The 19,445-nt window shown below is 73.5% G+C and carries 19 protein-coding genes; 9 read left to right on the top strand and 10 right to left on the bottom strand.

All coding sequences use genetic code 11. The features are described 5' to 3' along the window. Positions 1-76 precede the first annotated feature (76 nt). Entirely contained in the window at positions 77-1,867 is a 1,791-nt protein-coding gene (gene leuA, locus K304_RS0110780) for a 2-isopropylmalate synthase (RefSeq protein ID WP_027763751.1), read from the bottom strand. A 287-nt stretch (positions 1,868-2,154) separates the two neighbouring features. Between leuA and K304_RS0110775 the strand changes: the two genes are divergently transcribed. Then, the gene (locus K304_RS0110775; protein WP_027763750.1) at positions 2,155-3,237 is read left to right on the top strand and encodes a M4 family metallopeptidase; all 1,083 of its coding nucleotides are present in this window, start codon (positions 2,155-2,157) and stop codon (positions 3,235-3,237) included. A gap of 98 nt (positions 3,238-3,335) precedes the next feature. Here the strand turns inward: K304_RS0110775 and K304_RS0110770 are convergent, their stop codons facing one another. After that, a complete protein-coding gene (locus K304_RS0110770; protein WP_051308299.1) occupies positions 3,336-4,166 on the bottom strand; it encodes a lysophospholipid acyltransferase family protein in 831 nt (276 codons plus the stop codon). Between the two features lie 334 nt (positions 4,167-4,500). Between K304_RS0110770 and K304_RS0110765 the strand changes: the two genes are divergently transcribed. After that, on the top strand, positions 4,501-4,770 hold the full coding sequence (locus tag K304_RS0110765) for a protealysin inhibitor emfourin (protein ID WP_027763748.1): 270 nt from the start codon (positions 4,501-4,503) through the stop codon (positions 4,768-4,770). Positions 4,771-4,859: 89 nt separating this feature from the next. On the opposite strand, the gene K304_RS0110760 is transcribed toward K304_RS0110765, so the two are convergent. Beyond that, positions 4,860-6,200, bottom strand: a complete 1,341-nt coding sequence (locus K304_RS0110760; protein ID WP_027763747.1) for a family 4 glycosyl hydrolase — start codon at positions 6,198-6,200, stop codon at positions 4,860-4,862. Between the two features lie 223 nt (positions 6,201-6,423). On the opposite strand from K304_RS0110760, the gene K304_RS0110755 reads away from it, so the two are divergent. From K304_RS0110755 to era, 6 genes are all read left to right on the top strand, one after another. Beyond that, positions 6,424-7,527: a PfkB family carbohydrate kinase gene (locus tag K304_RS0110755; RefSeq protein ID WP_027763746.1), complete on the top strand. Its 1,104-nt coding sequence runs from the start codon at positions 6,424-6,426 to the stop codon at positions 7,525-7,527. A gap of 129 nt (positions 7,528-7,656) precedes the next feature. Beyond that, entirely contained in the window at positions 7,657-8,745 is a 1,089-nt protein-coding gene (locus K304_RS28425; protein ID WP_051308257.1) for a PhoH family protein, read from the top strand. Between the two features lie 9 nt (positions 8,746-8,754). Beyond that, the gene (ybeY, locus tag K304_RS0110745) at positions 8,755-9,255 is read left to right on the top strand and encodes an rRNA maturation RNase YbeY (protein WP_027763745.1); all 501 of its coding nucleotides are present in this window, start codon (positions 8,755-8,757) and stop codon (positions 9,253-9,255) included. Then, a complete protein-coding gene (locus K304_RS28420; protein ID WP_051308255.1) occupies positions 9,252-10,619 on the top strand; it encodes a hemolysin family protein in 1,368 nt (455 codons plus the stop codon). Before ybeY ends, K304_RS28420 begins: the two co-directional genes overlap by 4 nt. Before the next feature lie 18 nt (positions 10,620-10,637). After that, positions 10,638-11,021 (top strand): cytidine/deoxycytidylate deaminase family protein, encoded by a 384-nt coding sequence (locus K304_RS0110735; protein WP_199779597.1) that lies wholly within the window; start codon positions 10,638-10,640, stop codon positions 11,019-11,021. Between the two features lie 73 nt (positions 11,022-11,094). Continuing rightward, positions 11,095-12,057: a GTPase Era gene (gene era / locus K304_RS0110730; RefSeq protein ID WP_027763743.1), complete on the top strand. Its 963-nt coding sequence runs from the start codon at positions 11,095-11,097 to the stop codon at positions 12,055-12,057. Positions 12,058-12,132: 75 nt separating this feature from the next. Here era and K304_RS0110725 read toward each other — a convergent pair whose 3' ends face one another. The 7 genes from K304_RS0110725 to hrcA all read right to left on the bottom strand — a co-directional run bounded on the left by K304_RS0110725 (position 12,133) and on the right by hrcA (position 18,494). Beyond that, positions 12,133-13,047 carry a ribonuclease Z gene (locus K304_RS0110725; RefSeq protein ID WP_027763742.1) on the bottom strand — a complete coding sequence of 305 codons (915 nt, stop codon included), beginning with the start codon at positions 13,045-13,047 and terminating at the stop codon, positions 12,133-12,135. A 68-nt stretch (positions 13,048-13,115) separates the two neighbouring features. Then, entirely contained in the window at positions 13,116-13,493 is a 378-nt protein-coding gene (locus K304_RS0110720; RefSeq protein ID WP_027763741.1) for a histidine triad nucleotide-binding protein, read from the bottom strand. Positions 13,494-13,662: 169 nt separating this feature from the next. Continuing rightward, the gene (locus tag K304_RS0110715) at positions 13,663-14,184 is read right to left on the bottom strand and encodes a pyridoxamine 5'-phosphate oxidase family protein (protein WP_027763740.1); all 522 of its coding nucleotides are present in this window, start codon (positions 14,182-14,184) and stop codon (positions 13,663-13,665) included. A gap of 83 nt (positions 14,185-14,267) precedes the next feature. Beyond that, complete coding sequence (locus K304_RS0110710; RefSeq protein WP_027763739.1) at positions 14,268-15,017, bottom strand: 16S rRNA (uracil(1498)-N(3))-methyltransferase; 750 nt, start codon at positions 15,015-15,017, stop codon at positions 14,268-14,270. Beyond that, the gene (locus K304_RS0110705; protein ID WP_027763738.1) at positions 15,014-16,099 is read right to left on the bottom strand and encodes a nitronate monooxygenase; all 1,086 of its coding nucleotides are present in this window, start codon (positions 16,097-16,099) and stop codon (positions 15,014-15,016) included. The genes K304_RS0110710 and K304_RS0110705 overlap by 4 nt, the downstream gene beginning before the upstream one ends. 247 nt (positions 16,100-16,346) lie before the next feature. Next, complete coding sequence (gene dnaJ, locus K304_RS0110695; protein WP_027763736.1) at positions 16,347-17,477, bottom strand: molecular chaperone DnaJ; 1,131 nt, start codon at positions 17,475-17,477, stop codon at positions 16,347-16,349. Beyond that, a complete protein-coding gene (hrcA, locus tag K304_RS0110690) occupies positions 17,478-18,494 on the bottom strand; it encodes a heat-inducible transcriptional repressor HrcA (RefSeq protein ID WP_027763735.1) in 1,017 nt (338 codons plus the stop codon). It abuts the gene before it with no gap. A gap of 215 nt (positions 18,495-18,709) precedes the next feature. Between hrcA and K304_RS0110685 the strand changes: the two genes are divergently transcribed. Further along, the gene (locus K304_RS0110685) at positions 18,710-19,429 is read left to right on the top strand and encodes an MBL fold metallo-hydrolase (protein ID WP_027763734.1); all 720 of its coding nucleotides are present in this window, start codon (positions 18,710-18,712) and stop codon (positions 19,427-19,429) included. The last annotated feature ends 16 nt before the right edge of the window (positions 19,430-19,445 follow it).

Raw genomic sequence — 19,445 nt, 5'->3', positions numbered from 1 at the left:
CCGGTGAGCCCGGCGGACGGGACGTTCGGCCGCCCCGGCCTGCGGCAGGTGGCGAAGCGGCCGCGGGGCGGGCCGCTCAGTGCCGGGACGCCCGGTTGACCGCGGAGACGACGGCCTGGAGCGAGGCGCGGACGATGTTCGCGTCGATGCCGACGCCCCACAGCACCTTGTCGCCGATCGCGCACTCGATGTACGAGGCGGCCTGCGAGCCGGCGCCCTCGCTCATCGTGTGCTCGACGTAGTCCAGCAGGCGCACGTCCACGTCGACGGCCTGGAGGGCGTCGAAGAACGCGGCCAGCGGGCCGTTGCCGCTGCCGGTCAGGACTGCGTCCTCGCCGTCGACGACCGCCTGCACGGTGAGCGCGGTGGCCTCCTCGCCACCCCCCTCGCTGGAGGTCGCTGTCTGCACGCCGTGCAGCGCCACACGGCCCCAGCTCGCCTCCGGGGTGGGCAGGTACTCGTCCTGGAAGACGGACCAGATCTCGGCCGGAGTGACCTCTCCGCCGTCCGCGTCGGTGCGGGCCTGGATGATCTTCGAGAACTCGACCTGCATCCGGCGCGGCAGCGACAGGCTGTGGTCGTTCTTCAGGACGTAGGCGATGCCGCCCTTGCCGGACTGCGAGTTGACCCGGATGACCGCCTCGTAGGAGCGGCCGACGTCCTTGGGGTCAATCGGCAGGTACGGGACCTCCCAGGTGACCTCACAGGTGGGCTTGCCGGCCCGCTCGGCACGCGCCTCCATGTCCTCGAAGCCCTTTTTGATGGCGTCCTGGTGGGAGCCGGAGAAGGCGGTGTAGACGAGGTCCCCGACGTACGGGTGCCGGGGGTGGACCTCCATCTGGTTGCAGTACTCGGCGGTGCGCTTGATCTCGTCGATCCGGGAGAAGTCGATCTGGGGGTCGACGCCCTGGGAGAAGAGGTTCATGCCCAGCGTCACCAGGTCGACGTTGCCGGTGCGCTCGCCCTGGCCGAACAGGCAGCCCTCGACGCGGTCGGCGCCGGCCATCAGGGCCAGCTCGGCGGCGGCCACCGCGGTTCCGCGGTCGTTGTGCGGGTGGACGGACAGGCAGACGTGCTCGCGCCGGGACAGGTGGCGCGACATCCACTCGAACCGGTCGGCGTGCGTGGAGGGCGTGGAACGTTCCACGGTGGCGGGCAGGTTGAGGATGATCTCGCGGCCGTCCTCGGGCTGCCAGACGTCCATCACGCCCTCGCAGACCTCGAGGGCGAAGTCCAGCTCGGTGTCGGTGAAGATCTCGGGGCTGTACTGGTAGCCGAAGACGGTCTCGTCGGTGAGGATCTTCTCGGCGTACTCCGTCACCAGCCGGGTGCCGTCGACCGCGATCTGCTTCACCTCCTCGCGGGAGCCGCGGAAGACGATGCGGCGGAACGCGGGCGCCGTGGCGTTGTAGAGGTGAACCGTCGCGCGGTGGGCGCCGCGCACCGACTCCACGGTGCGCTCGATCAGCTCCTCGCGCGCCTGGGTGAGGACGGAGATCGTCACGTCCTCCGGGATCGCGTCGTCCTCGATGATCGAGCGGACGAAGTCGAAGTCGGTCTGGCCGGAGGAGGGGAAGCCGACCTCGATCTCCTTGTAGCCCATCGACACCAGCAGGTCGAACATCGCGCGCTTGCGGGCCGGCGACATCGGGTCGATCAGGGCCTGGTTGCCGTCCCGCAGGTCGGTGGACAGCCACCGCGGAGCTTCGGTGATGCGCCGGCCCGGCCAGGTGCGGTCGGGGATGTCGACGGTCTCGTACCGGCCGTACCGGTGGAAGGGCATCCCGGAGGGGCGCTGGCGCACGGTGGCGGCGGTGATCGGCGTGGCGGGCCGTACGGAGGTCGGCTCCGGCTGGGAAGTGGTCATGTCGCGCGGGGCTCCTTGGCTTCAGGCTTCGGGACCGACGGTGGCAGCACCGGACTCCGCGGGGAGGGGGTCGGCCGTGAAGACTTACGAACCCTCGCCGCGGCAGCTAAGGAGAAGCAGCCCGCAACGCATGATGGCGCCACGTTAGCGGACCCCCGGCCGGTCCGCCGGGGGCGTATCACCATGCGGACCGCCACCGGGGGCGGCGCGCGGGCGGTGCAACTCCTTCTCGCGAATCATGACAGCAGCCGGTGACAATCCCGTGACCGAATGCCACATTGCTGGTCATGAACCCTCACACGGACGTTCACCCGCCGCTTCCTCCCCGCTGCGGCATCGTGCCGCCCCACCTTCTGGACCGGCTCGCCCGGTCGGACGACCCGGTGCTCGCCGCGCCCGCGCGCCGCACGCTGGAGCGGGACGCCGCCCAGCGCACCCGCCGCCACCTCGTCGCGCGGGCCACTCCCGCCCAGCCGCTGCCGCCGCGCCCGGCGGCCGAGCCCGCGCCGCGCCGCGCCGTGTACGACGCGCAGAACCGCGAGGAGCTGCCAGGGCGGCGGGTGCGGTCCGAGGGCGAGGGCCCGGTGCAGGACGCCTCGGCCAACCGCGCCTACGCCGCGCTGGGCGCCACCTTCGCGCTGTACCTCAGCGCCTACGGGCGGGACTCGATCGACGGTTCGGGCCTGCCGCTGGACGCGACCGTGCACTACGGCGAGCAGTACGCCAACGCGTTCTGGGACGGCGGACGGATGGTGTTCGGGGACGGCGACGGCGAGGTCTTCCGCGATTTCACCCTCGCGGTGGACGTCATCGGGCACGAGTTGACGCACGGGGTGACGCAGTACACCGCCAACCTGCACTACAGCGGCCAGTCGGGTGCGCTGAACGAGTCGGTGTCCGACGTCTTCGGCGCGCTCATCAAGCAGTACGAGCGGGAGGAGAGCGCGGCGGACGCGGACTGGCTGATCGGCGCGGAGCTGTTCACCGACCGGGTGCAGGGCCGGGCGCTGCGGTCGATGAAGGAGCCCGGGACGGCGTACGACGACGACGTGCTGGGCAAGGACCCGCAGCCGGGCCACATGGACGACTTCGTGCACACCACCGACGACAACGGCGGCGTGCACATCAACTCAGGCATCCCCAACCGGGCGTTCCAGCGGTTCGCGGTGACGCTCGGCGGCCGGGCGTGGGAGCGGGCGGGGCAGGTCTGGTACGACACGCTGACGTCCGGTTCGCTCAGCCCGGACGCCGACTTCGCGGACTTCGCGGCGGCGACCCTGGCCGCCGCCCGGGAACAGCACGGGCCGGGCGAGGTCACCAAGGCGCTGTCCCAGGCGTGGACGGACGTGGGCGTGCCGGTCTCCGGCTGACCGCGGCGGTGTGTGCGCCCCCGGGGCCCGGCCGCCCCGGGGACTCCCTCCCGCCGCTCACGCGACGGGAGGGGAGGCGGAGCTGCGGCGGGTGCGGGTCAGAACAGCGAGTCGCGCTGCCGCACCATCTCGTTGAGCCGGTGCTGGATGGTGTCCCTGACCTCGCCGGCGAGCTTGTCCACCACCAGCCCGTCGTCCGCCGCGCCGGGCGGGAAGGTGTCGGTGTGGACGGGCGGGTCGAAGCGGATGGTCCACTTCGTCGGCAGCGGGACCAGCCCGAGGACGCCCAGCAGCGGAAAGGTGGGGGTGATCGGGAAGTACGGCAGCTTCAGCATCCGGGCGAGGGTGCGGGACTCGCCGATCATCGGATAGATCTCCTCGGCGCCCACGATCGAGCAGGGCACCATCGGCCGCCCGGTGCGCAGCGCCACCGCGGCGAAGCCGCCGCGGCCGAAGCGCCGGAGCCGGTAGCGCTCGTCGAACGGCTTGCCCAGGCCGCCGTAGCCCTCCGGCATGACGCCGACCAGCGCGCCCTCCAGGAGCAGGCGTTCGGCGTTCTCCGGGCAGGCCCGCACGTGTCCCAGCTTGCGCGCCAGGTCGCGGACCACGGGGAGCTGGAAGGCGAGGTCGGCGGCGAGCATCCGCAGGCGGCGGTGGTCCGGGTGATGGTCGCGCAGGCAGAGCTGGAGCATCAGCGCGTCCAGCGGGAGGGTGCCGGAGTGGTTGGCGACCACCAGCGCGGAGCCGTCGGCCGGGACGTGTTCCAGGCCCTCCACCTCGACGCGGAAGTACTTCTCGTACAGGGGCCGCAGGACGGGCATCAGGGCGTCGTCGACGAGGTCGGGGTCGAACCCGAAGTCGTCCACGGCACCGTCGTCGGAGGTGAGCCGACCGTAGAGCTCGACGCCGGCGGCGACGAGTTCCTGCATCAGCTGGGTCGCCAGGGATGGCCCGCCCTCGAAGGGCTTCTCGTCGTTCGGCACGGCCTCGACTCTCCTCGGGTGTCGGTGAAGCGCGGCACGGCGGGGCCGGGCAGGTCCCACCGCACCGCGTACTGCTGGTCGTGAGGTGGCCGCGTCCCGTGGCAGTCGGGGCTCCCGACCCGTGAAGCAGTCAGTCTTTCCTCCATCACCCTCCGTGTCACCGACCAACTTGCTGTTCTCTGCCGTGAACAGATGGGGGGTCGGTGTGTCCACCGTTCGTTGAGACGCGCTCGAGTCGGGCCTACCGCGCCTCACGCGGGCGGTGGGGGAGGATGGAGGCATGCGTATCACCGTCATCCGCACGGGCGGCTTCGGGGGCCTGACCCGGAGGGCCACGCTGGACACCGGCGACCTCCCGGACGCCGGCGAGGTGGCCGCCCTCGCCGGCCAGGCCGTGGCCGAGGGGCACCGGGACGAACGCCCGGTCGGCGTCCCGGACGGCTTCCACTACGAGATCGAGACCGACGGCACCACGGCCTACTGCGCCGACCCCCGCCTCACCGACGCCCAGCGCACCCTCATCACCCGCGTCCTCAAGGAAGGCGCGTAAGCGCCTGCCGGCACGCCTTCACCCGGCATCCCGCCGGACCCGCGCCCGAAAGAGCGGGCACACGGCAGAGCGCGGGCCCACAGGGGCGGTCACCCGGCGCCGAAGGCGCCCTGCGCGGCCAGGATGCGGGCCGCGACGGCCGGGGAGTCGACCAGGGGGTGGAGCCCCAGCGCCCGCAGCGCCGCACGCCGGGAACCGGTGTCGGCGGCCTCGATCGTCGCCCGCTCCACCGCCTTGAGCTGGAGCATCAGCCCCAGTTCGGCCTCCCCCGGAGCCGTCACCGCGTCCCACCGCGGCCGTACGCCGTCCGCGTCCGCCGCGCACACCGTCTCCACGACGGCGTCGTCCGGCAGCCCGGTCACCCTCCCGCCGCCGCGCACGTTGAGGATCAGGTCGGCCCGGGTGTCGCCCGCGAGGGCGTGCATCAGAGCGAGCGCGACCCGGTCGTAGCCGCCACCGTCCAGGTCGCAGGTGTCGCGCTCCCAGCCGCCGCTCGCCTCGCGGCTCTCGGCCATGTACGTCTCCTCGCGCTGCAGGCGCGTGCGTTCCCACAGCTCCAGCGCGCGTTCCGGTGCCCGCCCGGCCGCCGCGAAGAACGCGCGCTGCTGCCGGTCGAGGAAGGCGCCCCGCGTCTCGGGGGCCTCCCGCACGGCGGCGAGCGTCTCGCGGCGGAAGTAGTAGTAGTGCAGGTACTCGTTGGGCAGGCTGCCGAGCGCGCGCAGCCAGGGGCCGCCGAACAGGCGGCCCTCCTCGAAGGAGGCCAGTGCCGCGTCGTCGGAGAGCAGCCCGGGCAGCAGGTCGCGGCCGTCGGCCGTGAGGGACCGCAGCCAGCCGAGGTGGTTGAGGCCGAGGTAGTCGTAGCGGACGGCCGCCGGGTCGGCGCCCGCGGCGCGCGCCGCGCGGCGCACCAGGCCGACCGGCGAGTCGCAGATGCCGACGACCCGGTCGCCCAGCACCCGCGCCATCGCCTCGGTGACGATGCCGGCGGGGTTGGTGAAGTTGATCACCCACGCCCCGGGGGCGGCGGCGCGGACGCGTTCCGCGATGCGCATCGCGACGGGGACCGTGCGCAGCGCGTACAGCACGCCGCCCGCGCCGACCGTCTCCTGTCCGAGGACGCCCTCGGCGAGCGGAACGCGTTCGTCGCGCACGCGTCCCTCCGTGCCGCCGACGCGGATCGCGGAGAAGACGAAGTCGGCGCCGCGCAGCGCGTCGTCCAGGTCGGCCTCCACGCGGACGGGCACGGGGTGGCGTTCCTCGCGGGCCTGTGCGGCGAGCACCGAGGCGACGACGCCGGCGCGGGCGGCGTCGGTGTCGTGCAGGACCAGTTCGGTGCAGCGTCCCGCCGCGTCCCGGTGTGCCTCTGTCAGCAGGGCACGGTAGACCAGAGGTACGCGGAATCCGCCGCCGCCCAGAATCGTCAGCCGCATGCTGCGGAACGTACCGCACTGCGGCGGGCGCACGGGCGGTGTCGCCGGCGGGGTCGGCGCGGGACACTGACCGGGAGGAGCACGAGGAGAGACGGTGAGCACGGCAGGCACGGACGGCACGGCAGGCACCACCGGCGCGCACGGCACGACCGGCGGGCGCGGCACGCACCACGAGGACGGCGTCCCGGACCGCCCCGACGCGCACGGGGACGCCACCGAACGGCTGGACCCGCTCGCCGCGCTGCGCCGCCCGGACGATCCCGCCTGCGACGTCTACCTGACGGGCACGGTCTTCCTCGACATCATCTTCACCGGCCTGGACGCCGCCCCGGTCCGCGGCACCGAGTCCTGGGCGCGCGGCATGGGTTCCAGCCCGGGCGGGGTCGCCAACATGGCGGCCGCGCTGGCCCGCCTCGGCCTGCGTACGTCGCTGGCGGCCGCCTTCGGCGACGACATGTACGGCGACTACTGCCGGGACTCCCTCGAACGCGGCGAGGGCATCGACCTGTCGATGTCGCACACGGTGCCCGGCTGGCACTCCCCGGTGACGGTCTCCATGGCGTACGAGGGCGAGCGGACGATGGTCTCGCACGGCCACGTGGCGCCGCCGCGTGATCCGGCGCTGGAGGGCGACCGCGAGTGCCCGCCCCGGGCACGGGCCTGCGTGGCGTCGCTGGTGCCCGGGGAGCCGCAGGAGTGGGTGGCGACCGCCGCCGGGCGCGGCAGCCTGGTGTTCGCCGGGGTCGGCTGGGACGACTCGGGCCGCTGGGACCTGGCGGCCCTGCCCGAACTGGGCCACTGCGAGGCGTTCCTGCCCAACGCGGTCGAGGCGATGCGCTACACCCGCGCGGAATGCCCGCTGCGGGCCGCGCGGGCGCTCGCCGAGCGGGTGCCGCTGGCGGTGGTCACCCTGGGCGCCGACGGCGCCTACGCCGCGGACGGCCGCACCGGTGAGACCGCGCGGGTCCCGGCCATCGCGGTGGAGGCCCTGGACACCACGGGCGCGGGCGACGTGTTCACCGCGGGTTTCCTCACCGGCACCCTCGCGGGCTGGCCGCTGGAGGACCGGCTGGCCTTCGCGGGTCTGACGGCGGCGCTGTCGGTGCAGGAGTTCGGCGGTTCGCTGTCGGCGCCCGGCTGGCCGGAGGTCGGGGCCTGGTACGAGGGGGTGCGGCAGTACACGCTGTCGCCGGAGGCCGCGGCCGCGGCCGGGCAGGACCCGGAGGCGCTGCGCCGGTACGCGTTCCTGGACGCGCTGCTGCCCCGCTGCGGAAGGCCGGGGCCACTGCGCCGGGCGGTCCCCACGATCGGTTTCCGCCGGGCGTGAGCCCGCCGGGGCGAACGGCAGTGCAGCCGTGCGGCGGAAATCCCCTCGGGCGTGTCGGTGGGTCGGCGTATTCTTGAGGAACCAGTCGTCGCAGCACGGAGAGGGATGAGCAGGCCCCAGAGGCCGCCCATGACGCAGACAACCACGAACCAGGACACCGCCCGTTTCGCCGTCCCGTCGAAGCACCCGATGGTGACCGTGCTCGGCTCCGGCGATTCCCTGCTGCGTGTGATCGAGGAAGCCTTCCCCGAGACCGACATCCACGTGCGGGGCAACGAGATCACCGCCACCGGTGCGCCCGACGAGGTCGCGCTGATCCAGCGGCTCTTCGACGAGATGATGCTGGTGCTGCGCACCGGTCAGCCGATGACCGAGGACGCGGTGGAGCGCACCATCTCGATGCTCCGCAAGGCGGAGACCGGCGAGGGCGGCGGACACGCCGCGCCGGCCGAGGTGCTGACGCAGAACATCCTGTCCAACCGCGGCCGCACCATCCGCCCGAAGACGCTCAACCAGAAGCGGTACGTCGACGCGATCGACCAGCACACCGTCGTCTTCGGCATCGGCCCGGCCGGCACCGGCAAGACCTATCTCGCCATGGCCAAGGCGGTGCAGGCCCTCCAGTCGAAGCAGGTCAACCGCATCATCCTGACCCGGCCGGCGGTCGAGGCGGGCGAGCGGCTGGGCTTCCTGCCCGGCACGCTGTACGAGAAGATCGACCCGTACCTGCGCCCGCTGTACGACGCGCTGCACGACATGCTGGACCCGGACTCGATCCCGCGGCTGATGGCCGCCGGGACGATCGAGGTGGCGCCGCTGGCCTACATGCGCGGCAGGACGCTCAATGATGCGTTCATCATTCTGGACGAGGCGCAGAACACGAACCCGGAACAGATGAAGATGTTCCTCACCCGGCTCGGTTTCGAGTCCCAGGTGGTCGTCACCGGCGACATCACGCAGGTCGACCTGCCGGGCGGCACCAAGAGCGGCCTCCGCCAGGTGCGGGACATCCTGGACGGGGTGGAAGACGTGCACTTCGCGATGCTGAACAGCTCGGACGTCGTCCGGCACAAGCTGGTCGGCCGCATCGTCGACGCCTACGACCGGTACGACGAGCAGAACGGCACGGAGAACGGCGGCCCCCCCGAAGGGGGTTCTGGCCGCCGGAGTGGCAAGGACCGCGCGCACGACCGCGCCCGAGGCAACGGGAAACGCTGAGCACCGCACATGTCCATCGACGTCAACAACGAGTCCGGGCGCCCCTTCGACGAGGAGTCCGTGCTCGACATCGCCCGCTACGCCCTGAACCGGATGCGCATCCATCCGCTGGCGGAGCTGTCCCTGATCGCCATCGACACCGACGCCATGGAGCAGCTCCACCTCCAGTGGATGGACCTGCCCGGACCGACGGACGTGATGTCCTTCCCCATGGACGAACTACGGCCGCCCGCCCGGGACGAGGAGGAGCCCCCGCAGGGCCTCCTCGGTGACGTCGTGCTGTGCCCGGACGTCGCGTCGAAGCAGGGCGCCGACGCACCGACCCGGCACTCGATGGACGAGGAGCTGCAACTGCTCACCGTCCACGGCGTGCTGCACCTGCTGGGCTACGACCACGAGGAACCGGCCGAGCGGGCCGAGATGTTCGGCCTCCAGTCCGCGATCGTGGACGGCTGGCGCGCCGAACGCGGCCTGGAAGGCCCCTCCCCGGCCCCCACCACGACCTCATGACCGCGCAGCTGCTCGTCGGCGCCGGGGCCCTGGTGATAGTGGCCTGGCTCGCGGCCTGCGCCGAGGCGGGTCTGGCACGCACCACCAGCTACCGTGCCGAGGAGGCCGTACGCTCCGGCCGGCGCGGCGCGGCCAAGCTCGCCACCGTCGCCTCCGACCCGACCCGCTACCTCAACCTCGCCCTGCTGCTGCGGGTGGCCAGCGAGATGGCCGCCGGCGTGCTCGTCACCTACGCCTGCCTGCGGTCCTTCGACCGGACGTGGGAGGCGCTGACCATCGCCATCGCGGTGATGGTGCTGGTGTCCTACGTCGCCGTGGGCGTCTCGCCGCGCACCATCGGCCGGCAGCACCCGCTGAACACCGCCACCGCCGCGTCGTACGTCCTGCTGCCGCTGGCCCGCATCCTGGGCCCGCTGCCGCAGCTGCTCATCCTCGTCGGCAACGCGCTGACGCCGGGCAAGGGCTTCCGCAAGGGCCCGTTCGCCAGCGAGGCGGAGCTGCGGGCGCTGGTGGACCTCGCCGAGCAGGAGTCGCTGATCGAGGACGAGGAGCGGAAGATGGTGCACTCCGTCTTCCAGCTCGGCGACACGCTGGTGCGCGAGGTGATGGTGCCGCGTACCGACCTGATCACCATCGAGCGCTTCAAGACCGTCCGCCAGGCGCTGACCCTGGCGCTGCGTTCCGGCTTCTCCCGCATCCCGGTGGTCGGCGAGAGCGAGGACGACGTTCTGGGCATCGTCTACCTCAAGGACCTCGCCCGGAAGGTGCACATCAACCGGGAGAACGAGAGCGAGCTGGTCTCCACGGCCATGCGGCCGGCCGCCTTCGTGCCCGACACGAAGAACGCCGGCGACCTGCTGCGCGAGATGCAGCAGGACCGCATCCACGTCGCCGTCGTCATCGACGAGTACGGCGGCACCGCGGGCGTGGTCACCATCGAGGACATCCTGGAGGAGATCGTCGGCGAGATCGCCGACGAGTACGACAAGGAGCAGGACCCGGTGGAGGACCTGGGTCACGGCCGCTACCGCGTCACCGCGCGGCTGGACCTCGGCGACCTCGGGGAGCTCTACGACCTGGTCGGCTGGGACGACGAGGACGTGGAGACCGTCGGCGGGCTGCTCGCCAAGAGCCTGGGCCGCGTCCCGATCGCCGGTGCGACCACCACGGTGGACGTGACGGAGGACCACTCCGACCCGACGCTCACCGCCCTGCGCCTCACCGCGGAGTCCCCGGCCGGCCGCCGCAACAGGATCACCACGGTCCTCGTCGAGCCGATACGGTCGGTGGAGGCCCCCGCCCCCGCCGGGGCGAAGGTCCCCGCCGACCGTCACGACCACGACCACGACCACCACCCGGCGTGACGACCGCGGCCGGCGCATATGCTCGCCTGCATGAGTGAGCAGGGTGAGCAGGCGGCCGCGCGGGACATGGACCCGGAGGACCGCAAGATCGTCACGCTGGCGCGGTCGGCGCGGGCGCGGAACGGCGTGCCGGAGGGCGCGGCCGTGCGGGACGAGACCGGGCGGACGTACGTGGCCGGCTCGGTCGCGTTGCCGTCGCTGCCGTTGAGCGCGCTGCGCACGGCCGTGGCGATGGCCGTGGCGTCCGGCGCGAAGAGCCTGGAGGCGGCGGCCGTGGTGACCGAGGCCGGGCGGCTTCCGGACGAGGACCTGGCGGCCGTGGGCGACCTCGGCGGCGCTGGCACGCCCGTGCTGCTGGCGGGCCCGGACGGCGTGCTGCGCGGCACGCTGCGGACGGGCTGACCGGCGCCGTGGGGTGTGGCTCCGGGGCCGCCGCGGCGGGCGCTGGTAGGGGCCGCCGCTGCGATCGGGGAGAATGGTCGCCATGAGTGACCCCTCCCCCTCCTCCCCCGCGGCGGCGGACGCCGCGCACCGTTCGGGCTTCGCGTGCTTCGTCGGCAGGCCGAACGCCGGCAAGTCGACGCTGACCAACGCACTGGTGGGCACGAAGGTCGCGATCACCTCCAACCGCCCGCAGACCACGCGGCACACCGTGCGCGGCATCGTGCACCGTCCGGACGCGCAGCTGGTACTGGTCGACACCCCGGGCCTGCACAAGCCGCGCACGCTGCTCGGCGAGCGGCTCAACGACGTGGTGCGCACCACCTGGGCCGAGGTCGACGTGATCGGCTTCTGCCTGCCCGCGGACCAGAAGATCGGGCCCGGCGACCGTTTCATCGCCAAGGAGCTGGCCGGCCTGAAGCGCAAGCCCAAGGTCGCGATCGTCACCAAGACCGACCTGGTCGACTCCGAGACGCTGGCCGAGCAGCTCATCGCGGTGGACCGGCTCGGCAAGGAGCTGGGCTTCGAGTGGGCGGAGATCGTGCCCGTCTCGGCGACCGCGGGGAAGCAGGTCGAGCTGCTCGCCGACCTGCTGGTGCCGCTGCTCCCCGAGGGGCCCGCGCTCTACCCGGACGGCGACCTCACCGACGAGCCGGAGCAGGTCATGGTCGCCGAACTGATCCGTGAGGCGGCCCTGGAGGGCGTGCGGGACGAGCTGCCGCACTCCATCGCGGTGGTCGTGGAGGAGATGCTGCCGCGCGAAGGGCGGCCTGCGGACCGCCCGCTGCTGGACGTGCATGCCAACATCTTCATCGAGCGGCCGAGCCAGAAGGGCATCGTGATCGGCCCCAAGGGGCGCCGCCTGAAGGAGGTCGGAACGACGTCCCGCAAGCACATCGAGGCGTTGCTGGGTACTCCGGTCTACCTCGACCTGCACGTGAAGGTCGCCAAGGACTGGCAGCGCGATCCCAAGCAGCTCCGCCGCCTGGGCTTCTGACGCCCGGGGCTTCCGGGCGGACGAGTCCGGTGATCCGTCGCGGCGCGGCGCGGGCCCGGGGCACGGACGGGCGCTTCAGGCGCGGCGCTTGGGCAGGGGGACGCGGTCGAGGTCGCGGGCGGTGGTGAGTTCGCCGTCGAAGCCGGCCGCGCGGGCCTGCGCGGCGAAGGCGGCGGGGTCCGGGTAGCGCTGGCTGAAGTGCGTGAGCACCAGGTGCCGCACGCCGGACTCCGCCGCGACGCGGCCCGCCTGACCGGCGGTCAGGTGCCCGTACTCCTCGGCGAGCGCGGTGTCCTCGTCCAGGAACGTCGACTCGATGACCAGCATGTCGCAGCCCTCCGCCAGCGCGTACACGCCGTCGCAGAGCCGGGTGTCCATGACGAACGCGAACCGCTGGCCGGGGCGTGGAGCGCTGACCTCCTCCAGGGTGACGCCGCGCAGGGAACCGTCGCGCCGGAGCCGGCCCACGTCCGGGCCCGTGATGCCGTGCGCGCGCAGCCGTTCCGGCAGCATGCGGCGCCCGTCCGGCTCGGCGAGGCGGTAGCCGTACGCCTCCACGGGGTGGGAGAGGCGGTGCGCGGTGAGGGCGTAGGCGGCGCCCTCGTACAGCACGGCCTGCTCGGCGTCGGGGACGGGCTCCGTGCGCAGGGGGACGGTCTCCCGGTAGGCGGTGGCGTGACGCAGCCGGTCGAAGAAGTGCGTGCCGGACGCCGGGTAGTGGGCGGTCACCGGGTGCGGCACCCGGTCGAGGTTGATGCGCTGCAGGACCCCCGCGAGGCCGAGGGAGTGGTCGCCGTGGAAGTGGGTGACGCAGATGCGGTCGACGTCGTGTGCGGCGACCCCGGCGTACAGCATCTGCCGCTGGGTGCCCTCGCCCGGGTCGAAGAGCAGGCCCTCGCCGTCCCAGCGCAGCAGATAGCCGTTGTGGTTGCGGTGCCGGGTCGGCACCTGGCTGGCGGTGCCGAGGACGACGAGTTCGCGGACGGACATGGCCGGGTCCTGTCGGGGCGGGCGGCGGCGGGCGGCGTGGGCGGCTCAGCCGGGCGGGCGTGGGCGGCTCAGCCGGGCGGCCAGTTGAGGCCGCGGCCGCCGAGCACGTGGGCGTGCGCGTGGAAGACGGTCTGGCCGGCACCCGTGCCGGTGTTGAAGACGACGCGGTAGCCCGTGCCCGGGCCGCCCTCGGCGACCGCGATGCCCTCCTCCTCGGCGACCGCGGCCGCTTCGCGCAGCACGTCGGCGGCGATCTGCGGCGCCTCCACCGCCAGTGTGACGGCGTCCTGGTGGTGCGCCTTCGGGATCACCAGAACGTGGGTGGGGGCCTGCGGGTTGATGTCGCGGAAGGCGAGAGTCGTCTCCGTGTCGCGTACGACGGTCGCGGGGACGTCCCCCGCGACGATCTTGCAGAACAGGCAGTCGGCCTGCGGTTCTCCCGCCACGGTGGCGCCTCCGGCTGTGCGTCGTCGGTGTACCCAGCGGATCGTACCGCCCGGGCGGCTGCCGGGACGTGCGCACGCCCCGGCAGGGTCGCGCGCATGCGTGTGCGGGCCGCTCGTGCGGCCGCTGCACGCCCATGGGTGTCCGGCGCGGGCGATGCTCTGACGGATGTCAGGCGGGGGCCGGGAAGCGGTAACGGGTCTGGCCGTGCGGGTCCTTGGCGAACGCGAGCACCTTGACGGGCTCGACGCGGAACACGGCGGCCGCGTCGTCGCCGGAGCCGAACACCCCGTCGCCGACGTCGAAGTGCCAGTCGTCGCCGTACTTCGCCTCGTAGGCGTCGGCGATCTCCCGGAGTGCGGCGCGGCCGGTGACGGGGACGGCGACGCCCTCGACGACGACGTCGAGGCCGCGGTTCCAGGCGTTCGCGCCGGTGGTCAGCGCGACCCGGCGGCCGTGCCCGAGGTTGCGGGCCTTCTGTTCGCGCAGGCCGGTGCAGAAGTGGATCTCCTGCCCGGCGCCCCCGGTCACGCCGATCAACGGCGTCACGTGCGGGCGGCCGTCCCGCCGGACGGTGGTCAGCCAGTACAGCTCGGCCTCCCGGAGCGTCCGGGCGACCTCCGCCCACGGTGTGGCGACGGCTTCCGGCGCGCCGAACCGGACGTCGATCTCGGGCGCGGGGACGAGGGGCATGGCGGACCTCCTGCGGGACGGGGTGCTCTCACAGGGGACGACTCCTCGCACCGGGCGAAATCATCGCGACCCGGCGCGGGCCGTCAGGACCAGCGGCCGGTGCGGGTCAGCAGCAGGGAGGCCGCGGCGGTGCCCGCCGTGGAGGTGCGCAGCACCGTGCGGCCCAGCCGGTACGGCTCGGCGCCCGCCTCCGCGAACGCGGCCAGCTCCTCCGGGGAGACGCCGCCCTCGGGGCCGACGACCAGCACGACGTCCCCGTCCACCGGGAGCGGAGCGGTGGCCAGCGGCGCGGCGCCCTCCTCGTGCAGCACGGCGGCGAACGCGGCACCGGACAGCAGCGGCGCCACCTGCGCGGTCGTGGCCGGTTCGGCGACGTGCGGAAACCGCAGGCGCCGGGACTGCTTGCCCGCCTCGCGAGCGGTGGCACGCCACTTCGCCAGCGACTTGGCGGCGCGTTCGCCGCGCCACTGCGTGATGCACCGGGACGCCGCCCACGGCACGATCACGTCCACGCCGGTCTCCGTCATCGTCTCCACGGCCAGCTCGCCCCGGTCGCCCTTGGGCAGCGCCTGCACGACGGTGATCCGGGGACGGGGTACGGGCTCGGACCGGACGTCGGTGACGGCGACCTCCAGCCGGTCCTTGCCCTCGACGGCGGCGACCGTGCCGTGGGCACCGGTGCCCGCGCCGTCGGTGAGGACGATCGACTCGCCCACGCGCATGCGCCGCACGGAGACGGCGTGCCGACCCTCCGGACCCGTCAGCCACACGCTGCCGGCCCCGGTGAGGGGCGGCGCGTCCGGCCCGTCGAGCAGGAACACGGGAGCGGTCACGCCTCCACCTCCCGTCCCGTCGACGCGGCGCGGGCGAAGGCCAGTTCACCGGCGAGCACCTCGACGAGCCGCGCGGCGGGCATCGTACGGGCCAGCCGGTGGCCCTGGCCCGCCCACAGCGCCAGCCCCTGCGGGTCGCCGGCCTTCGCGGCGGCACGGCGCAGGCCGGCGGTGAGGTGGTGGACGTCCGGGTAGGCGGCGGGAGCGTGCGGACCGTGCTCGCGCACGAAGCGGTTGACCAGGGCGCGTGCCGGCCGCCCGGAGAAGGCGCGGGTCAGCTCCGTGCGGTCGTACAGCGGGTCCGTCAGCGCCCGCTTGTGCTCGGCGTGCGCACCGGACTCGGGGCACACCAGGAACGCGGTGCCGAGCTGGGCGGCGCTCGCACCGGCAGCCAGCACCGCGGCGATCTGCGACCCGCGCATCAGCCCGCCGGCGGCGACCAGCGGCAGGCGCACCGCCTCGCCGACGAGGGCGAGCAGCGTCAGCAGTCCGGTCGCGCGGCAGCCGCCCTCCTCCGCCGGGTCGTCGTGGTGGGTGCCCTGGTGGCCGCCGGCCTCCGCGCCCTGCACGCACACGGCGGCGGCGCCGCGGTCCTGGGCGGTGAGCGCCTCGTCCACGGAGGTGACCGTGACGACCGTCGACGTGCCCGCCTCCGCGAAGCGGCGCAGCACGCGCTCCTCGGGGCAGCCGAAGGTGAACGACACCAGCGGCACGGGGTGTTGGAGGAGGACCGCGACCTTCGCGTCGTAGGCGTCGCTCCCGCCCACGTCGGTGTCGCCGAGTTCGGCGTCGTAGCGGGCGGCCTCGGGGGCGAGCCGGTCGCGGTAGGCGGCGAGCGCCGCCGCCTCGGCGGCCGGCGTCTGGGGCAGGAAGAGGTTCACGCCGAAGGGGCGGGGAGTGAGCCGGCGCAGGTGGCGCGTCTCCTCGTACATGGCCTCCGGCGTCTTGTAGCCGGCGGCGAGCATGCCGAGGCCGCCGGCCTCGCTGACGGCGGCGGCGAGTTCCGGGGTGGAGGCGCCGCCCGCCATGGGTGCCTGAACGACCGGGTGACGGAGGAGGGCGAGGTCGAGGTCGGGGGCCATGTGACCATCCTGTCACGCCCCGTACGCCGCCCCCGGCGGGGGCCGCAGCCGTTCCGCGGTCGCCGCGCGGCACGGCCGCCCCGGCGGGTCACCGCGGCGGACGGCTCAGACGCCCACCACCGCGAGACGCCGCCGGACAACGACGCGCGGACCCCGCGGCTGCCGCGCAACGGTACGGCGCGGCACCGCACCCCGGCACCGTGCGCAGCGCGCGGAAGGCACGCCGCGCAGGCGGGCCCGGCGGGGGTCAGCGGCCGTTGAACGCGTCCTTGAGGCGGTGGAAGAGGCCCTGCTGCCCCGGCTGGAACTGGCCCTGGGGCCGCTCCTCCCCGCGCAGCGTCGCCAGGCGCCGCAGCAGGTCCTCCTGCTCCGGGTCCAGCTTGCTCGGCGTCGTCACCTCGACGTGGACGATGAGCTGGCCGCGGCCGCCGCCGCGCAGGTGCGTGATGCCGCGCTCGTGCAGCGGGATCGACTGGCCGGACTGCGTGCCGGGCCGGATGTCGACCTCCTCCATGCCGTCCAGCGTCTTCAGCGGCACCTTCGTGCCCAGAGCGGCGGCCGTCATGGGGATGGTGACCGTGCAGTGCAGGTCGTCGCCGCGGCGCTGGAAGGTGGAGTGCGGGGTCTCGTGGATCTCGACGTAGAGGTCGCCCGCCGGACCGCCGCCCGGGCCGACCTCGCCCTCGCCGGCGAGCTGGATGCGCGTGCCGTTGTCGACGCCGGCCGGGATCTTGACCGTGAGGGTCCGCCGCGAGCGCACCCGGCCGTCGCCGGCGCACTCGGGGCACGGCGTGGGCACGACCGTGCCGAAGCCCTGGCACTGCGGGCACGGGCGCGAGGTCATGACCTGGCCGAGGAAGGAGCGGGTCACCTGCGAGACCTCGCCGCGTCCGCGGCACATGTCGCAGGTCTGCGCCGACGTGCCCGGTGCGGCGCCCTCACCGGAGCAGCTGCCGCACACGGTGGCGGTGTCGACCTGGATCTCCTTGGTGGTGCCGAACGCGGCCTCGTTCAGGTCGATGTCCAACCGGATCATCGCGTCCTGGCCGCGCCGGGTACGCGAGCGCGGGCCCCGCTGGGACGCCGTGCCGAAGAAGGCGTCCATGATGTCGGAGAAGTTGCCGAAGCCGCCGCCGCCGAAGCCGCCCGCGCCGCCGCCGGGACCCGCGGGGTCGCCGCCGAGGTCGTAGACCTGCTTCTTCTGCGGGTCGGAGAGCACCTCGTACGCGGTGTTGATCTCCTTGAACCGGTCCTGCGTCTTCGGGTCCGGGTTCACGTCCGGGTGCAGTTCGCGCGCCAGCCTGCGGAAGGCCTTCTTGATCTCGTCCTGCGAGGCGTCGCGCTGCACGCCGAGGACGGAGTAGTAGTCCGTCGCCACTTAGCTCTCCGCCAGGATCTGTCCGACGTAACGTGCCACTGCGCGTACCGCTCCCATCGTTCCGGGGTAGTCCATCCGGGTCGGCCCCACCACGCCGAGCTTGGCGACCGCCTCGTCGCCCGAACCGTAACCGACCGAAACCACGGATGTGGAACTCAGCCCCTCGTGAGCGTTCTCGTGACCGATTCGCACGGTCATGCCCGAGTCGGTGGCCTCGCCGAGCAGCTTCAGCAGGACGACCTGCTCCTCCAGCGCCTCCAGCACGGGCCGGATGGTGAGCGGGAAGTCGTGGCCGAAGCGGGTGAGATTGGCGGTGCCGCCGATCATCAGCCGCTCCTCGGTCTCCTCGACCAGCGTCTCCAGCAGGGTGGCGAGAACGGTGGAGACGGTGCCGCGGTCGTCCGCGTCGAAGGAGTCGGGGAGGTCCTGCACCAGCCGGGGCACGTCGGTGAAGCGCTGGCCGGCGGTGCGGCCGTTGAGCCGTGCGCGCAGGTCGGCGACGGTGTTCTCGCCGATCGGCGCGGGGCAGTCGACCATGCGCTGCTCGACGCGTCCGGTGTCGGTGATCAGCACCAGCATCAGGCGGGCCGGCGCGAGGGCCAGCAGCTCCACGTGCCGCACCGTCGAGCGGGTCAGCGACGGGTACTGCACCACCGCGACCTGCCGGGTGAGCTGCGCGAGCAGCCGCACCGTGCGGCCGACGACGTCGTCCAGGTCGACGGCGCCGTCGAGGAAGTTGTGGATCGCGCGGCGCTCCGGCGAGGACAGCGGCTTGACGCCCGCCAGCTGGTCGACGAAGAGCCGGTAGCCCTTGTCGGTGGGGATGCGTCCGGCGCTGGTGTGCGGCTGCGCGATGTAGCCCTCGTCCTCGAGCGCCGACATGTCGTTGCGCACGGTCGCCGGGGAGACCTTCAGGTTGTGTCGCTCCGTGAGCGCCTTCGAGCCGACGGGCTCCTCGGTGCCGACGTAGTCCTGGACGATGGCGCGCAGCACCTCGAGTCTGCGTTCACTGAGCACGCGCACACCTCCGTCCCAGGGCCGTCCGCCGTGCTGCCCGGCCGCTGCTGGCCTGGCACTCTCCTTGGTCGAGTGCCAGCGGTTTCCCAGCAAGTGTACGGCCGGGGGACGTGGCCGGGGCAAGGGCGGCTCCACTGCGGGTCGGTAGCGATTCCGTGGCGGTCGGAGCGGGTCGGCGCGAGGACGCGGGGTACGCCCCGTTAGCGTCGGGAGACATGGACATCGGTTGGGAAGAGCTCGCGCCGGGCGTGCTGCGCGCGCGGCTGCCGCGGTGGGACGCCACGGTGGGCGCCGTGGCCGCTGCGGACGGGGCGCTCGTGGTCGACACCGGATCCTGTCTGGCCGAGGGCGCGGCGGTCCGTACGGCGGTGCGTGAACGGCTCGGGCTGCCGGTGACCCGGGTCGCACTCACCCACGCGCACTTCGACCACGTGCTGGGCACCGCCGCCTTCGCGGGCGTGCAGGTGTACGGCGCGGTGGGGCTGGAGCGCGTCCTGCGGCACGACCGGGAGGCGATCCAGCGGGACGCGGTGCGGCACGGCCTGGACCCGGCCGCCGCCGCGCAGGCTGCGGACGCCCTGGTGCTGCCCCAGCACGCGGTGAGCGGCGAACTGACACTGTCCCTCGGCGGCGGACGACAGGTGCTGCTCGCCAACGTGGGGCCCGGCCACACCGGCCACGACCTGGCCGTACTGGTGCCGGGGCGCGAGCCCGGCGCGCGGGAGGTGGTGTTCTGCGGCGACCTGGTGGAGGAGTCCGGAGAACCGCAGGCCGGGCCGGACGCCCTGCCGGCCCGCTGGCCCGCCGCGCTGGACCGGCTGCTGTCCCTCGGCGGCGAGGACGCCGTGTACGTGCCGGGGCACGGCGCGGTGGTCGACGCGGCGTTCGTCCGCGCCCAACGTGACGCACTGGCACGGCGTTTCGCCCGGCCGTGACGCCTGCGGCCAGAAT

This window comes from Streptomyces sp. CNS606 (assembly GCF_000426325.1).
The sequence above is the reverse complement of the archived record's forward strand: the minus strand, read 5'-3'. Positions and strand labels throughout refer to the sequence as shown.

Excerpts from the sequence above, each read along its gene's own strand:
- leuA (WP_027763751.1), bottom strand. The coding sequence starts at position 1,867 with ATGACCACTTCCCAGCCGGAGCCGACCTCCGTACGGCCCGCCACGCCG.
- K304_RS0110775 (WP_027763750.1), top strand. The coding sequence starts at position 2,155 with ATGAACCCTCACACGGACGTTCACCCGCCGCTTCCTCCCCGCTGCGGC.
- K304_RS0110770 (WP_051308299.1), bottom strand. The coding sequence starts at position 4,166 with ATGCAGGAACTCGTCGCCGCCGGCGTCGAGCTCTACGGTCGGCTCACC.
- K304_RS0110765 (WP_027763748.1), top strand. The coding sequence starts at position 4,501 with ATGCGTATCACCGTCATCCGCACGGGCGGCTTCGGGGGCCTGACCCGG.
- K304_RS0110760 (WP_027763747.1), bottom strand. The coding sequence starts at position 6,200 with ATGCGGCTGACGATTCTGGGCGGCGGCGGATTCCGCGTACCTCTGGTC.
- K304_RS28425 (WP_051308257.1), top strand. The coding sequence starts at position 7,657 with ATGACGCAGACAACCACGAACCAGGACACCGCCCGTTTCGCCGTCCCG.
- ybeY (WP_027763745.1), top strand. The coding sequence starts at position 8,755 with ATGTCCATCGACGTCAACAACGAGTCCGGGCGCCCCTTCGACGAGGAG.
- K304_RS28420 (WP_051308255.1), top strand. The coding sequence starts at position 9,252 with ATGACCGCGCAGCTGCTCGTCGGCGCCGGGGCCCTGGTGATAGTGGCC.
- K304_RS0110735 (WP_199779597.1), top strand. The coding sequence starts at position 10,638 with ATGCTCGCCTGCATGAGTGAGCAGGGTGAGCAGGCGGCCGCGCGGGAC.
- era (WP_027763743.1), top strand. The coding sequence starts at position 11,095 with ATGGTCGCCATGAGTGACCCCTCCCCCTCCTCCCCCGCGGCGGCGGAC.
- K304_RS0110725 (WP_027763742.1), bottom strand. The coding sequence starts at position 13,047 with ATGTCCGTCCGCGAACTCGTCGTCCTCGGCACCGCCAGCCAGGTGCCG.
- K304_RS0110715 (WP_027763740.1), bottom strand. The coding sequence starts at position 14,184 with ATGCCCCTCGTCCCCGCGCCCGAGATCGACGTCCGGTTCGGCGCGCCG.
- K304_RS0110705 (WP_027763738.1), bottom strand. The coding sequence starts at position 16,099 with ATGGCCCCCGACCTCGACCTCGCCCTCCTCCGTCACCCGGTCGTTCAG.
- K304_RS0110685 (WP_027763734.1), top strand. The coding sequence starts at position 18,710 with ATGGACATCGGTTGGGAAGAGCTCGCGCCGGGCGTGCTGCGCGCGCGG.